The sequence below is a fragment of the Yoonia sp. 72 genome, from assembly GCF_034652275.1.
Lineage (GTDB): Bacteria > Pseudomonadota > Alphaproteobacteria > Rhodobacterales > Rhodobacteraceae > Yoonia.
Genome location: NZ_JAXIWG010000002.1, coordinates 358,453 through 372,430 on the forward strand (window position 1 = coordinate 358,453; position 13,978 = coordinate 372,430).

Annotated in this window: 15 protein-coding genes; 9 read left to right on the forward strand and 6 right to left on the reverse strand. The window is 58.9% G+C overall.

What is annotated here, in order from left to right:
• The 3 genes from coaE to VCK47_RS10300 are packed head-to-tail and all read right to left on the reverse strand — an operon-like array spanning nt 1 to nt 1,999.
• Nucleotides 1-579: a dephospho-CoA kinase gene (gene coaE / locus VCK47_RS10290; protein WP_322891003.1), complete on the reverse strand. Its 579-nt coding sequence runs from the start codon at nt 577-579 to the stop codon at nt 1-3.
• Complete coding sequence (locus VCK47_RS10295) at nt 576-1,403, reverse strand: shikimate dehydrogenase (RefSeq protein ID WP_322891004.1); 828 nt, start codon at nt 1,401-1,403, stop codon at nt 576-578. Before VCK47_RS10295 ends, coaE begins: the two co-directional genes overlap by 4 nt.
• Nucleotides 1,400-1,999, reverse strand: a complete 600-nt coding sequence (locus tag VCK47_RS10300) for a Maf family protein (RefSeq protein ID WP_322891005.1) — start codon at nt 1,997-1,999, stop codon at nt 1,400-1,402. The genes VCK47_RS10295 and VCK47_RS10300 overlap by 4 nt, the downstream gene beginning before the upstream one ends.
• Nucleotides 2,000-2,405: 406 nt before the next feature.
• On the opposite strand from VCK47_RS10300, the gene hemJ reads away from it, so the two are divergent.
• The 7 genes from hemJ to VCK47_RS10335 all read left to right on the forward strand — a co-directional run bounded on the left by hemJ (nt 2,406) and on the right by VCK47_RS10335 (nt 9,736).
• The gene (gene hemJ, locus VCK47_RS10305; protein WP_322891006.1) at nt 2,406-2,855 is read left to right on the forward strand and encodes a protoporphyrinogen oxidase HemJ; all 450 of its coding nucleotides are present in this window, start codon (nt 2,406-2,408) and stop codon (nt 2,853-2,855) included.
• A 116-nt stretch (nt 2,856-2,971) separates the two neighbouring features.
• Nucleotides 2,972-4,243, forward strand: coding sequence for a transcription termination factor Rho (gene rho / locus VCK47_RS10310; RefSeq protein WP_322891007.1), 1,272 nt, complete (start codon nt 2,972-2,974; stop codon nt 4,241-4,243).
• A gap of 30 nt (nt 4,244-4,273) precedes the next feature.
• Nucleotides 4,274-5,554: a tRNA uridine-5-carboxymethylaminomethyl(34) synthesis GTPase MnmE gene (gene mnmE / locus VCK47_RS10315; RefSeq protein ID WP_322891008.1), complete on the forward strand. Its 1,281-nt coding sequence runs from the start codon at nt 4,274-4,276 to the stop codon at nt 5,552-5,554.
• Between the two features lie 12 nt (nt 5,555-5,566).
• Complete coding sequence (gene mnmG, locus VCK47_RS10320) at nt 5,567-7,438, forward strand: tRNA uridine-5-carboxymethylaminomethyl(34) synthesis enzyme MnmG (protein WP_322891009.1); 1,872 nt, start codon at nt 5,567-5,569, stop codon at nt 7,436-7,438.
• Nucleotides 7,439-7,442: 4 nt separating this feature from the next.
• Nucleotides 7,443-8,057: a 16S rRNA (guanine(527)-N(7))-methyltransferase RsmG gene (gene rsmG, locus VCK47_RS10325; RefSeq protein ID WP_322891010.1), complete on the forward strand. Its 615-nt coding sequence runs from the start codon at nt 7,443-7,445 to the stop codon at nt 8,055-8,057.
• Nucleotides 8,047-8,844: a ParA family protein gene (locus tag VCK47_RS10330; RefSeq protein WP_322891011.1), complete on the forward strand. Its 798-nt coding sequence runs from the start codon at nt 8,047-8,049 to the stop codon at nt 8,842-8,844. The genes rsmG and VCK47_RS10330 overlap by 11 nt, the downstream gene beginning before the upstream one ends.
• Before the next feature lie 4 nt (nt 8,845-8,848).
• Nucleotides 8,849-9,736: a ParB/RepB/Spo0J family partition protein gene (locus tag VCK47_RS10335; RefSeq protein ID WP_322891012.1), complete on the forward strand. Its 888-nt coding sequence runs from the start codon at nt 8,849-8,851 to the stop codon at nt 9,734-9,736.
• Here VCK47_RS10335 and hemW read toward each other — a convergent pair.
• The 3 genes from hemW to rph are packed head-to-tail and all read right to left on the reverse strand — an operon-like array spanning nt 9,733 to nt 12,189.
• Nucleotides 9,733-10,881: a radical SAM family heme chaperone HemW gene (gene hemW, locus VCK47_RS10340; protein WP_322891013.1), complete on the reverse strand. Its 1,149-nt coding sequence runs from the start codon at nt 10,879-10,881 to the stop codon at nt 9,733-9,735. The two genes, VCK47_RS10335 and hemW, sit on opposite strands and share 4 nt — an antisense overlap.
• Complete coding sequence (gene rdgB, locus VCK47_RS10345) at nt 10,874-11,482, reverse strand: RdgB/HAM1 family non-canonical purine NTP pyrophosphatase (protein WP_322891014.1); 609 nt, start codon at nt 11,480-11,482, stop codon at nt 10,874-10,876. The genes hemW and rdgB overlap by 8 nt, the downstream gene beginning before the upstream one ends.
• A complete protein-coding gene (rph, locus tag VCK47_RS10350; RefSeq protein ID WP_322891015.1) occupies nt 11,482-12,189 on the reverse strand; it encodes a ribonuclease PH in 708 nt (235 codons plus the stop codon). Before rph ends, rdgB begins: the two co-directional genes overlap by 1 nt.
• A gap of 115 nt (nt 12,190-12,304) precedes the next feature.
• Between rph and hrcA the strand changes: the two genes are divergently transcribed.
• Entirely contained in the window at nt 12,305-13,369 is a 1,065-nt protein-coding gene (hrcA, locus tag VCK47_RS10355) for a heat-inducible transcriptional repressor HrcA (protein WP_322891271.1), read from the forward strand.
• A 12-nt stretch (nt 13,370-13,381) separates the two neighbouring features.
• On the forward strand, nt 13,382-13,936 hold the full coding sequence (locus VCK47_RS10360; RefSeq protein ID WP_322891016.1) for a nucleotide exchange factor GrpE: 555 nt from the start codon (nt 13,382-13,384) through the stop codon (nt 13,934-13,936).
• Nucleotides 13,937-13,978 lie beyond the last annotated feature (42 nt).

Here is a 13,978-nt window from a genome sequence, read left to right on the forward strand (position 1 = left end):
TTATCCCGTCAGTTTGCCGATCAGTTCTTGCACGGCAGCGCGGGTGCCGTCCAGCGTCAGCGTCTCGATCACATGGTCGGCGCGGGCGCGTTTTTCAGCATCGGGCATCTGGCGTTGCAGGATCTGGTCAAGGTGCTGCGGCGTCATGCCGGGGCGGGCAAGGACACGGTCACGCTGCACCTGAGGCGGGGCGGTAACGACCAGAACGGAGGTCAGCCAATCGTCAGCACCTGTTTCAAAGAGAAGCGGAATATCGAAGACCAGCAATGGCGCTGTGTTGACAGCGATAAACGCCTGCCGGTCGGCCGCGACAAGCGGATGCACGATCTGTTCTATCTTGCCCAAGGCGGTCGGATCGGCGGCGATGATGTCTTTCAGTTTGTCGCGTGACACAGCGCCATCAACGATGGAGTCTGGATAGACGTCACGGAAAACAGGGACAGCCGCGCCACCTTGCGCGTAGAGGCGATGCACCACGGCGTCGGCATCCCAGACCGGCACGCCCGCATCACGGAACATCTGGGCGGTCGTCGATTTGCCCATCCCGATGGACCCGGTCAGGCCCAGATAATGCGTCATGACAGTACGGCGCGCCGCAGGTCGTCGTCGACCTCTGGCCGTTTGCCGAACCAGCGTTCGAAACCGGGCACACCCTGATGCAGCAGCATGCCCAGACCGTCGACGGTCACGCAGCCTTTTTCGGCGGCAGCATCAAGGAACTTGGTGCGCAGCGGCGTGTAGACGATGTCGGTCACGACGGTGCCGGACCGCAGGCCATCAAGCGGGACACGGAATTCCTGCCCGCCGGTCATACCCAGCGAGGTCGTGTTCACCACGGTCGCGGCATCGGGCAGCACAGTCCCCGCCTGCACCCAGTCGATGATACGGATACGGGCGCCGAAATCGGCGCGCAGCGCCTCGGCCTTTGGGCGGGTGCGGTTGGTCAGGATGATTTCGGGGGCGCCCGCCTCGATCAAGGAGACGATCACGGCGCGTGCTGCACCGCCTGCGCCAAAAACGACGGCGGGGCCTGTCCTTGCATCCCAGCCCGGCGCACCTTGCCGCAGGTTTTCCAGAAAACCGTAACCGTCTGTGTTATCGGCAAAAATCCTGCCGTCGTCCTTGAACGTCAGCGTGTTTGCGGCACCGATCAACGTGGCACGGTCTGTCAGTTGATCGGCGATTTGCAGAACGGCAACCTTGTGCGGGAGCGTCACGTTCACACCAACATAGCCTTGGGAAGGCAGCGACCGGAGCGTGCGCTCTAACGCGTCTTCGGTGACATGCAGGGCGTCATAGCTGCCGTTGATGCCATAGCGTTGCAGCCAATGCCCGTGCAGCTTGGGCGAGAGGGAATGGCTGACCGGATTGCCGATCACGCCGGCGCGGGGAAAATCTGTCATGATGGCAATGTTCCGCGAAGCGTCAGATATGACAAGAGTTCAAGCAGCGGCAGGCCAAGAACATTGAAATAATCTCCTTCGATGCGTGTAAAAAGTCGCACGCCTTCTTCCTCGAGCTTGTAGGCGCCAACCGCGTGGCGGATGCTGTCCCAGTTCCGGTCAACATAGGCGGCAAGATAATCGTCGGATGCGTCACGCATATGAAGGCGGACAACGCCGACGTGCCGCCAGAGCGGCTTGCCTTCACCATAGATGACCGCAGCCGAAAGCAGCTGGTGTTTGCGCCCGCGTAAGGCGCGTAGTTGGTCAAGCGCGGCGGCGGGTGTTTCCGGTTTGGCGACTATGTCCTGATCAAGCGCAAGGATCTGGTCGCAGCCGATCACCAGCGCGCCGGGATGTTTGGCGGCAACCCGCTGCGCCTTGAGTTCGGCAAGCGTGTCGGCGATGTCGCGGGGCGATGCGTTTTCGGATTGCAGCGATGCGCGCACGGCGTCTTCGTCGATGCGCGCCAAGTGGATATCGAACGCGACACCCGCATTGCGGAGCAGCTGTGCCCGAATGGTGGAGCCAGACGCGAGGATGATCTTGTCTTGCATGTGGATAACCTGAGGGAAAAAACCGTGGCAACTGACCGGGAAAAGAACCCCAAGATGGGTGTTACCGCCGGACTGTGTAGAAACCTAGACTTGTTGGAGGTCGCCGCCAGCTTTTTCCACCGTGGAAAAGGATAAGTCGGGGGTGTGGAAGAATCGTGGGCCGTGGGTGTGTCAAGGCAGGTAATAAGGGTGAGTAGTGATTCTTTATGTCTCTTAAAGACCTGATATTAAATAATTTTAATGGTGTCCTAGTCTGCCATTGATCGTCAGCGGCCAAGACACCGCCTGTTGATAACTCTGCGGATGAAAAAAGAAACCACAGGAAAAAGGTGCTCTAAAATCAACATCATCTTTTCTTTCTATATATATTTATTAATGATGCCTGACCTTCACATGCGAGTAGCCAATGCCTGATCTAGTCTTTGCCCTGTATCCCTGGATCAAGTCTTTGCACATCATGGCGGTCATCGCGTGGATGGCGGGCTTGTTCTATCTGCCGCGGCTCTTTGTGTATCATGCGGAACGGGCGGCTGTCGGATCGGAGCTTGATCAGACGTTCCAGGTGATGGAAGAAAAACTGCTGCGGCTGATCATGAACCCTGCGATGATTGTGGCGTGGCTTGCCGGTCTTGTGCTGCTGGCGATGGGCATGTTCGATTGGAGTGCGGCCTGGTCGTGGATCAAGATCGGCGCGGTTCTTGCGATGACGGGTGCCCATGGCTGGATGGCCAAGCGGCGTAAAGACTTCGTGGCCGGCCAGAACACGCGGACAGGGCGGACATACAGACTGTTCAACGAGGTGCCGACCGTGCTGATGGTGGTGATCGTGATCGCGGTGATCGTGCGTCCATTCTGAAGGCACATTGACTCTGCAGGCATCCGCGGTTAACTGCCGGGGGTGATCCGTCCGGGTCATTGATTTCCCCTTCCGTCTATAAATCGCTGGCGACACTGCTGGCACTGGATTGTCCCATGCAACAAGACCGTTTGAACCTTGCCGATCTGAAGGCGCAAAGCCCCAAGGATCTTTTGTCTATGGCAGAAGAGCTGGAGATCGAAAACGCATCGACGATGCGCAAGGGCGACATGATGTTCGCCATCCTCAAGGAACGTGCGGATGACGAATGGGTCATCGGCGGCGATGGCGTGCTGGAAGTGTTGCAGGACGGGTTCGGATTTCTGCGCTCGCCCGAGGCAAACTATCTGCCGGGACCGGATGATATTTACGTCTCGCCCGACATGATCCGGCAGTATTCGCTGCGCACCGGTGACACGGTCGAAGGCGTGATGAAGGAACCCAACGACAACGAGCGGTATTTCGCGCTGACCTCGGTGGAGCGGATCAACTTCGAGGACCCAGAAAAGGCGCGTCACAAGGTGGCTTTCGACAACCTGACGCCGCTTTATCCCGATGAGCGGCTGAAGATGGAAATCGACGATCCAACCGTCAAGGACAGGTCGGCGCGGATCATCGACCTTGTCGCGCCGATCGGGAAGGGCCAGCGGTCGCTGATCGTGGCGCCGCCGCGGACGGGTAAGACGGTGCTGTTGCAGAACATCGCCAATTCGATCGAAAAGAACCATCCCGAATGTTACCTGATCGTTTTGTTGATCGATGAACGGCCTGAAGAGGTGACCGACATGCAGCGGTCGGTGAAGGGCGAGGTTGTGTCATCGACGTTCGACGAGCCCGCCACGCGACACGTGGCCGTGGCCGAGATGGTCATTGAGAAGGCCAAGCGCCTGGTCGAGCATAAGCGTGACGTGGTCATCCTGCTGGATTCGATCACGCGTCTGGGGCGGGCTTTCAACACGACTGTGCCGTCGTCGGGAAAGGTGCTGACCGGCGGTGTCGATGCGAATGCGTTGCAGCGGCCCAAGCGGTTCTTTGGTGCGGCGCGGAACATCGAGGAAGGTGGGTCGCTGACCATCATCGCGACGGCGCTGATCGATACCGGCAGCCGGATGGACGAGGTGATTTTCGAAGAATTCAAAGGCACCGGTAACAGCGAGATTGTGCTGGATCGCAAGGTCGCCGACAAGCGCGTGTTCCCGGCTATGGATATTCTCAAATCTGGCACGCGGAAAGAGGAACTGCTGGTCGAAAAGTCCGATCTGGCGAAAACCTATGTTCTGCGCCGCATCCTGAACCCGATGGGCACCACCGATGCCATTGAATTCCTGATCGGGAAATTGAAGCAGACCAAGACAAATTCGGACTTCTTCGATTCGATGAACACATAACTTATTGTTTTAGAACAATGAGTTAGAGATATGGATACAATCTTTGCACTAGCGACCGCCCGGGGACGGGCGGGTGTCGCGATCGTTCGTATTTCGGGACCTGCGGCGGCTGTTTCGGCTGGACTGCTGATGCGGCATGTGCCTCTTGGGCGCGGTGTGCGGGCCTTGCGTGACAGAGCCGGGGAACTGATCGACGAGGCGCTGGTGCTGCGTTTTGACGCGGACAAAAGCTTTACCGGCGAAGAGGTGATCGAGCTGCATCTGCATGGTAGTCCGGCAGTCGTTGCAGCCGTTTTGCGGATACTTGGCGATGACCCTGCGCTGCGTCCTGCCGAAGCGGGCGAATTCACGCGCCGCGCGCTGGCAAATGGACGCCTGGACCTTGCGCAGGTCGAAGGTCTTGCCGACCTGATCGATGCCGAGACAGAAAGTCAGCGCAAACAGGCTGTGCGGGTATTCTCCGGTGCATTGGGTGAAATTGCCGACAGCTGGCGCAAAAGATTGATTCGTGCCGCAGCTCTGCTTGAGGCGACGATCGACTTCGTCGACGAGGATGTGCCGGTCGATGTGGTGCCGGAAGTCCGTGATTTGCTTGAGCATGTCAGCGCAGAGATGGCGCGTGAAGCAGCAGGTGTGCGGATGGCCGAGCGGCTGCGAGACGGTTTTGAGGTTGCGATCATTGGTGCGCCGAATGTCGGTAAGTCGACGTTGTTGAACAGATTGGCCCAGCGGGACGTTGCGATTACGTCAGATATCGCAGGGACCACGCGCGATGTGATCGAAGTCCGGTTGGATCTTGACGGGATTCCTGTCACTTTGCTGGATACTGCAGGGCTGCGGGAAACCGATGACGTCGTGGAAGGTCTTGGTGTGGCGCGGGCGCGGGCGCGGGCGCAACAAGCTGACCTTCGGATACATATGGTGTTAGAAGGCGCGGTACCGCCACATGACCTTGAGGGTGGTGATATCTATGTGTCGGCGAAGGCTGATACCGGCGAACGGTCCGGTCTTGCCGTGTCAGGGCTGACGGGTCAGGGCGTCGATGATCTGATCGCACTGGTTGGCGAAGAATTGGGTAAGCGTGTCGCTTCTGTTGGATTGGCGATGCGAGAACGGCATCGGGTAGCGTTGTTAAGGGCAGTGTCGTCACTGGATGACGCGCGTGCCGGCCTTGATGCGGGCCATGGCATGCTGGACCTGATCGCTGAGGATCTGCGGACGGCAATTCGCGCGGTGGATAGCCTTGTTGGCCGCGTTGATGTAGAACAGGTGCTGGACGAGATTTTTTCCAGCTTTTGCATCGGCAAGTGAGGAGTGTTTCACGTGAAACATCATGACTACGACGTCATCGTCATTGGTGGTGGTCACGCTGGCAGCGAGGCTGCGCATGCCGCTGCGCGTATGGGCGCGCGCACCGCGCTGGTAACGTTGACACGTCGGTCTATCGGGGTGATGTCGTGCAATCCTGCGATTGGCGGGCTAGGCAAGGGCCATCTGGTCCGTGAGATCGATGCGCTGGACGGTGTGATGGGCCATGTGGCTGACCGCGCGGGGATTCAGTTCCGCCTGCTTAATCGCAAAAAGGGGCCTGCGGTACAGGGACCACGTGCGCAGACAGATCGCGCTATCTATCGTGATACGATGCAGTCAGTTCTGGCCGCGCAACCGAACCTGACGATCATCGAAGGTGAAGCGACGGATCTGGTTATGGATGGCGCCCGTGTCGCGGGTGTCCACTTGCGCGATGGACAGGTGCTGACAGCACATGGTGTGATCCTGACAACCGGCACTTTTCTGCGCGGCGTGATCCACATCGGTGATGTTTCTCGGCCCGGTGGACGTATGGGCGATGACCCTTCTGTCCGTATGGCAGAGCGACTAGACAGTTTCGGTCTGCCGATGGGTCGTCTGAAAACGGGCACACCACCGCGGTTGGATGGACGTACAATCCGCTGGGATGCCTTGGAGACACAGCCCTCTGATGACGACCCTGTCATGTTTTCCTTCCTCTCGACCTCTGTCTTTGCACAGCAGGTCAATTGCGGAATCACCCATACAAACGAGAAAACACACGAGATTATCCGTGGTAACCTCGGGCGATCTGCTATGTACGGTGGCCATATCGACGGGGTAGGGCCACGGTATTGCCCTTCGATCGAGGACAAAGTTGTGCGCTTTGCCGATAAGACGTCGCACCAGATTTTCCTTGAACCGGAGGGACTTAACGACCACACGATCTATCCCAACGGGATCTCTACCTCGTTGCCCGAGGATGTGCAGCACGACTATGTGCGGTCGATTCACGGGTTGGAGGATGCTGTGATCCTGCAACCGGGTTATGCAATCGAATATGACTACGTTGATCCGCGCGCCCTGCGTCCGACGCTGGAACTGCGTGATGTGCCGGGGCTTTATCTGGCGGGGCAGATCAATGGCACCACCGGGTACGAAGAAGCAGCAGCGCAAGGTCTGGTTGCCGGGCTGAATGCAGCGGCTGCCGCGCATGACAAAGACGATGTGGTATTCAGCCGCCGTGAATCCTACATCGGAGTCATGATTGATGACCTGATAACACGCGGCGTGTCGGAACCCTACCGCATGTTCACCTCACGAGCAGAGTTCAGGCTGTCCCTGCGCGCGGACAATGCTGACCAGAGGCTGACGGGGCGTGGCCGCGCAATCGGCTGTATTGGCGATTCGCGGTGGGCGGTTTTCAACGCAAAGATGGACCAGATCACCAAGGCGAAAGACCAGCTGTCGCAGATCAGTCTTTCGGCGCGCGATATCGCAGCAACTGGAGTGCAGTTGAATGCTGATGGGCCCCGCAAAACCGCGTTAGAAGCGCTTGCGTTGGCTGATTTCGGTTTTGCGCATCTCACGGCGCTTGTGCCTGAAACCACTGATATTGCACAGGATATTCAGGATCAGGTGAAAAAGGATGCTCTTTATGCGCATTACATTTTGCGGCAGGAGAAGGATGTCTCTGCGCTTGAGCGCGACGAGGCGCAGTTGATCCCTGATGACATCGACTATGCTGATGTGCAGGGCCTTTCGACCGAACTGGTGACAAAGCTGCAAAAGACCCGCCCGGTCTCAATCGCGCAGGCAGGGCGGATCGAGGGGATGACGCCAGCTGCCTTGATGCTGCTGATTGGCGCAATCAAACGCCGTGCGCTGGCCGCGACCGGAAGCTGACAGCATGGTTGATGTCGGCGGAGTTGATGTTTCACGTGAAACAATGGGTGACTTACAGGCTTTTGCTGCCCTCGTTCTGAAGTGGACGCCCAAGATCAATCTGATCAGTGCCAGTTCAGAGGAATCGATCTGGGATCGCCATGTCGTTGATTCTGTTCAAATCTACCGTCACGCGCCGGCTGATCTGCGGCTCTGGCTTGATATCGGCAGTGGTGGCGGTTTTCCTGGGATCGTTGCGGCGATTCTGGGCAAGGCCAAACACCCTGATGCCCGTTTCGTGCTGATCGAAAGCGACCAGCGCAAGGCTGCGTTTCTGCGCACCGCGATAAGAGACCTGGATCTTGCGGCCAGCGTCCTTGCCGATAGGATCGAAAGTCTCCCGCCAACGGGTGCTGATGTGGTTTCAGCACGCGCATTGGGATCCTTGGCGCTGATGTTGCCGCTCATTTCACATCACATGCGCCCCGAGGGCACAGCTATTCTGCACAAGGGCAGGCAGGCCGCGAATGAAATCGCCGATGCGCGCCGTGAATGGCGCTTTGACCTTGAAGAAGCCCCCAGTATGACTGATCCTGATGGGCGACTCCTCTTGATCCAAAGGATACACCGTGCCGCTTGATACCGTTAAAGTTGGCCCAAAAATCATCGCAATCGCCAATCAAAAGGGCGGGGTGGGCAAGACAACCACGACAATCAATCTTGGTGCCGCCCTTGCAGAGCTGAAAAAGCGTGTACTGTTGATCGACTTGGACCCGCAAGGCAACGCATCGACCGGACTTGGCGTGGCCGCTGATCAGCGCGAGATTACAACTTACGACGTTTTGTCGGGCGATTCGACCGTGCTAGAGGCGACACAGACCACGAATGTGCCCGGGCTGATGATCGTTCCTGCAACCACCGATCTCAGTTCCGCCGATATAGAGCTTCTAGACAACAAGAAACGTAGCTTTCTGCTGCGGGATGTTCTGCAAAACGTCACTGGGTACGACTATATCTTGATAGATTGTCCGCCTTCTCTCAATATATTGACTGTCAATGCGATGGTCGCCGCGCAATCAATTCTCGTCCCACTACAAAGTGAGTTTTTCGCGCTCGAGGGTCTGTCGCAACTGATCCTGACCGTCCGTGATGTGCGGCAATCGGCAAATCCCGACTTGCGGATCGAGGGGATCGTGCTGACGATGTACGACAGCCGGAACAACCTGTCACTTCAGGTCGAACAGGACGCCCGCGAAAACATGGGTGACATGGTGTTCAAGACTGTCATTCCCCGCAATGTGCGGCTCAGCGAAGCACCCTCTTTTGCTATGCCTGTCCTGGCCTATGACAGCGCCTCGAAAGGGAGCGTCGCCTATCGCGCACTTGCCCGCGAAATCATCAAGAAATCAAGAAAACCGAAGGTTTAGGATCATGGCACGCAGCATCAAAAACCCGCGCGGTCTGGGCAGGGGCCTTTCGGCCCTGATGTCGGATGTGGGCCAGTCCGAACAGTCGCAGCCAGCCACGAAAAAACCCGATATGATCGTGCCTGTGGAACGTGTCCACCCCAATCCTGACCAGCCGCGCCGCACCTTTGCCGAAGATGCGTTGCAGGAATTGGCGGCGTCTATTGCCGAAAAGGGGATCATCCAACCCTTGATCGTACGTGTATCCCCGCAAGACCCGGCCGCCTTCGAGATCGTCGCCGGTGAACGCCGTTGGCGTGCCGCGCAAATGGCGAAACTGCACGAAGTTCCGGTTCTTGTGCGCGATTATACAGATACCGAGGTTCTCGAAGTCGCGATCATCGAAAACATTCAGCGCGCCGACCTCAACGCTGTGGACGAGGCCGCCAGTTACCGCCAGCTCATGGACAAATTTGGTCACACACAGGACCAGATGGCGACTGCGCTTGGCAAAAGCCGGAGCCATATTGCCAACCTGCTCAGGCTGTTATCGCTGCCAGACGAAGTTCAGGGCTATCTTGTCTCCGGTGCCCTGACAGCCGGTCACGCCCGCACATTGGTCGGTCATCCGCAGGCTGTCACCCTTGCGCGCGAATACATCCAGCGGAAACTTTCGGTGCGAGAGGCGGAGACTTTGGCCAAGAAAGGCCCCGCGATCAAACGCCGCTCTGTGCCCGGTGCGCCGGTGCCAAAGGACCCTGACACGATCCAGATCGAAAACGAATTGTCCGCAACCCTGCATATGAAGGTCACGATCGACCACAAAGCAGGGGAAGAAGGCGGCAAGATCTCGATCAGTTACAAGTCGCTGGATCAACTCGACGACCTCTTGCGCGCCTTGGCCGGAAACTAATCTTCCAGCAAGACCCGCAAAACAGCGTTCAGTACAGGCCGGCCGGCTGCCGTCACGCGCAGCCGGTCCTCTGCGATCTCGACCATCCCCATATCAGTTAAATCATTGATTTTGATTGATAAAGATTCCATGTCCAGCCGTTCGAGCAACACCCCTTCGGTCAGCCGCATCCCCATCAAAAGCCGTTCCGTCGCTTGCGCTGCATCGTCCAGCACGCTGCGGCCCAGATCGCCGTTACCCGTCTTGCGGACCTGCGACAGCCAGCCCAGCGGTGCTAACCCCGCCTCTGTCGCATAGCGGCGCCCGCCCAGCGTCAGCCGCCCATGCGCGCCGGGACCGATCCCGGCGTAATCGCCATAACGCCAGTAAATCTGGTTGTGGATGCTTTCACACCCCGGCCGCGCGTGGTTCGACACCTCATAACCAGCGAATCCCTGCGCCGCACAAACCTCTTGCGTCAGGGCATACATATCCGCCGCCGCGTCATCATCCGGCAGCCCCCGCAGCTTTCCCGCGGCATAACGATCACCAAAGGCCGTCCCGTCCTCGATCGTCAGCTGGTAGAGCGACAGGTGATCCACGGCCAGGCTCAAGGCCTCGCGCAATTCCGCCTCCCACGCCGCCACGGTCTGTCCTTGCCGCGCATAGATCAGATCGAAACTCACGCGGTCGAACACGCCCCTTGCGATCTCGAAGGCCCGCAGCGCTTCGTCCCGCCCGTGCAACCGCCCCAGCGCCTTGAGGTCAGGATCGTTCAGCGCCTGAATACCCATCGACACGCGGTTGACGCCTGCCTCACGATAGCCCGCAAACCGCTCCGCCTCGACCGATGTCGGGTTTGCTTCCAGCGTGATCTCGATGTCGTTGGCCATCGGCCATGTTGCGCGCACCCGCGTCAGCACCGCATCGACAACCGCTGGGTCCATCATACTGGGTGTGCCGCCTCCAAAGAACACAGACCGCAGGACACGCCCTTCGGTCTCTTCCCCTAACCGGCTGATTTCACTCAGATATGCCGCTTCCCACGCTTTGTGGTCGATCTGCGCCACGACATGGGAATTGAAATCGCAATATGGGCACTTAGCCTGACAGAACGGCCAATGGATATAAAGGCCAAAGCCCCCGTGTTCCCAATCCTCAGCCAAAGCAACCTGCGATCAGCTTGCGGAACGCATCAGCGCGGTGGCTGATCTTGTTCTTTTCCCAGCGGTCCATTTCCCCGAAAGTCTGGGTATACCCTTCGGGCTGGAAAATCGGGTCATAGCCATGCCCCTGATCGCCGCGCATCGGCCAGACGATCTGCCCCGGCATGACACCTTCGAACACTTCGTCATGGCCATCTGGCCAAGCCAGCACCAAAGTGCAGCGGAACTGTGCCAGACGCGGGTAGGGCGCGCCTGCCGCCTCCAGTTCGGCCCAGGACCGTTCCATGGCCATCACGAAATCTCGCCCCTGCGGCGTTTCGGCCCAATCCGCCGTATAGACGCCCGGCGCGCCGCCCAATCCGTCAATCGTGATCCCGCTGTCATCCGCTAGGGCGGGCAGGCCGGTCGCCTGTGCTGCTGCATGCGCCTTGATCCGCGCATTGCCAACAAATGTCGTCTCGGTCTCTTCCGGTTCCGGCAGGCCGTGATCCGCGTTCGAAGTGATCTTCACGCCAAAAGGTGCCAGCAGATCGGCGATCTCTTCCAGCTTGCCCTTGTTATGGGTCGCCACCAGCAGATGATCGCCCGCAAACCTGCGCATCAGCGCACCGCAGCCAGTTGCAAGGCGGTCAGTTCCGCCACGCCTTTTTCCGCCAACCCCAGCAACCCGTCCATCTGCGCACGGCTGAAGGTCGCGCCTTCCGCTGACATCTGCACCTCGACCAGACGCCCGCCGGTCATGACGAAATTGCCGTCGACGCCTGCTTCGCTGTCCTCGGGATAGTCCAGATCCAGCACTTCCTGCCCCGCATAGATCCCGCAGGAAATCGCAGCCACCGGATCGACCAGCGGATCGCTGATGATCTGGCCTGTTTTCATCAGTTTCAGCACCGCCAGTTTCAGCGCCACCCAGCCACCGGTGATCGACGCACAGCGCGTGCCACCATCCGCCTGAATCACATCGCAATCCACGATGATCTGCCGCTCACCCAGCGCCACACGGTCCACGCCTGCGCGCAGCGACCGCCCGATCAGCCGCTGAATCTCTTGCGTGCGGCCAGACTGGCCTTCTTTCGCCTCGCGCCGCATCCGCGTGTTCGTGGCGCGCGGCAGCATGCCATATTCCGCCGTCACCCAGCCAAGTCCTGTATTCTTCAGAAACGGCGGCACACGTTCGTCGATAGAGGCGGTACACAGCACATGGGTATTGCCGCATTTGATCAGGCAAGACCCTTCGGCATGCATCGTGACATTGGTCTCGATCGTGACGTTGCGCATTTCGTTGATCTGACGGCCAGATGGACGCATGGGGAAACTCCTGTTGCTTGCCTTGCGGGCATAGTATGCCCACATCTGAAATCCAACCCCGATTGACGGACAGCGCAACTTGGCCTTAACTGCCTGCGCCCTGAAAGAGGACAATGTGCCGGACCAGACCCCGAACATCGCCCAGATGAACGAACGCTCGCGCGAAGTCTTTCGCCGCGTCGTCGAAGGCTATCTTGAAAGCGGCGCGCCCGTGGGATCGCGCAGCCTGACGCGCACCCTGTCCGAAAAGGTCAGCGCCGCGACAATCCGCAACGTGATGCAAGACCTTGAATACCTTGGGCTTCTAGGCAGCCCGCATATCAGTGCCGGCCGTGTACCGACACAGCTCGGCTTGCGCATGTTCGTCGATGGTCTGTTGGAAATCGGCGAACTTGACGGCAAGGACCGCCAAGCCATCGACCAGACGATGCAATCCGCAGACAGCGATGTCGCCACCATGCTGGATCAGGTCGGGCAGGCGCTGTCCGGTGTGACACATGGTGCCAGTCTCGTGCTGACCCCGAAACACGAGGCCGCGATCAAGCACATCGAATTTGTCTCGCTCAACAAGGACCGCGCACTGGTCGTACTGGTCTTTGCCGATGGCCATGTCGAAAACCGGATTTTCACGCCACCCCCCGGCCAGACCCCGTCATCGATGCGTGAGGCTGCGAATTTCCTGAACGCCATCGCCGAAGGGCATACCCTGTCCGAACTCGGCCAAGTCATCGCCCGCGAAATCAAGACGCGCCGCCGCGAGATCGACAGTCTGGCCGCCGAGCTGGTGCAAAGCGGCCTTGCGCTGTGGGAAAACGAAGGCGAGCCGACCGAACGCTTGATCGTGCGCGGACGCGGCAACCTTTTGTCGGAAAAGGAAAACGAAGGTGATCTGGACCGCATCCGCAGCCTGTTTGATGATCTGGAACGCAAACGCGACATCGCGCAGTTTCTGGATCTGGCGCAGGATGGCGACGGCGTGCGGATTTTTATCGGGTCAGAGAACAAATTGTTCTCTTTGACGGGTTCATCTCTGGTCGTTTCCCCTTATATGAACGCCGACCGCAAGATCATTGGCGCCGTGGGCGTCATTGGCCCGACCCGACTGAACTATGGCCGGATCGTGCCGATCGTGAATTACACTGCACAGCTGGTGGGCAAGATGATTGCCGACCGCTCCTGAAGGAAGACAGACATGGCCGATAAAGACGCCGCACTCCAAAGCCTTGATGAAATGGCCGCCGAAGGCGATGCAATGGATCAGGCCGCCGAAGCGAGCCTGGAAGAACTGGACGCCCTGCGCGCCGAGCGTGACGAATTCCGTGACAAGTTCATGCGCGCTTTGGCCGATGCCGAAAACACCCGCAAACGCGCCGACCGCGACCGCCGCGAGGCTGAAAACTACGGCAGCGCCCGTTTTGCCCGCGACATGCTGCCGATCTACGACAACCTGCGCCGTGCCCTGCAATCCGCCGACGAGGCAGAGCAGGACATCAACAAAGCCCTTCTGGAAGGCGTCGAACTGACGATGCGCGAACTGATTTCCGTGTTCAAGAAACACGGGATCGATCCGATCGTACCGCAGGTAGGTGACCGTTTCGATCCGCAACTGCATCAGGCCATGTTCGAGGCCCCGCTGCCCCGCACAAAGGCCGGCGACATCATTCAGGTCGCCGCCGAAGGCTTCATGCTGCACGACCGTCTGCTGCGCCCCGCGCAGGTTGGCGTGTCATCGACACCGGCGTCCTAAGTCGGTCTAAACCCCGACCTACCGCCATGGGATAGGCCGGGG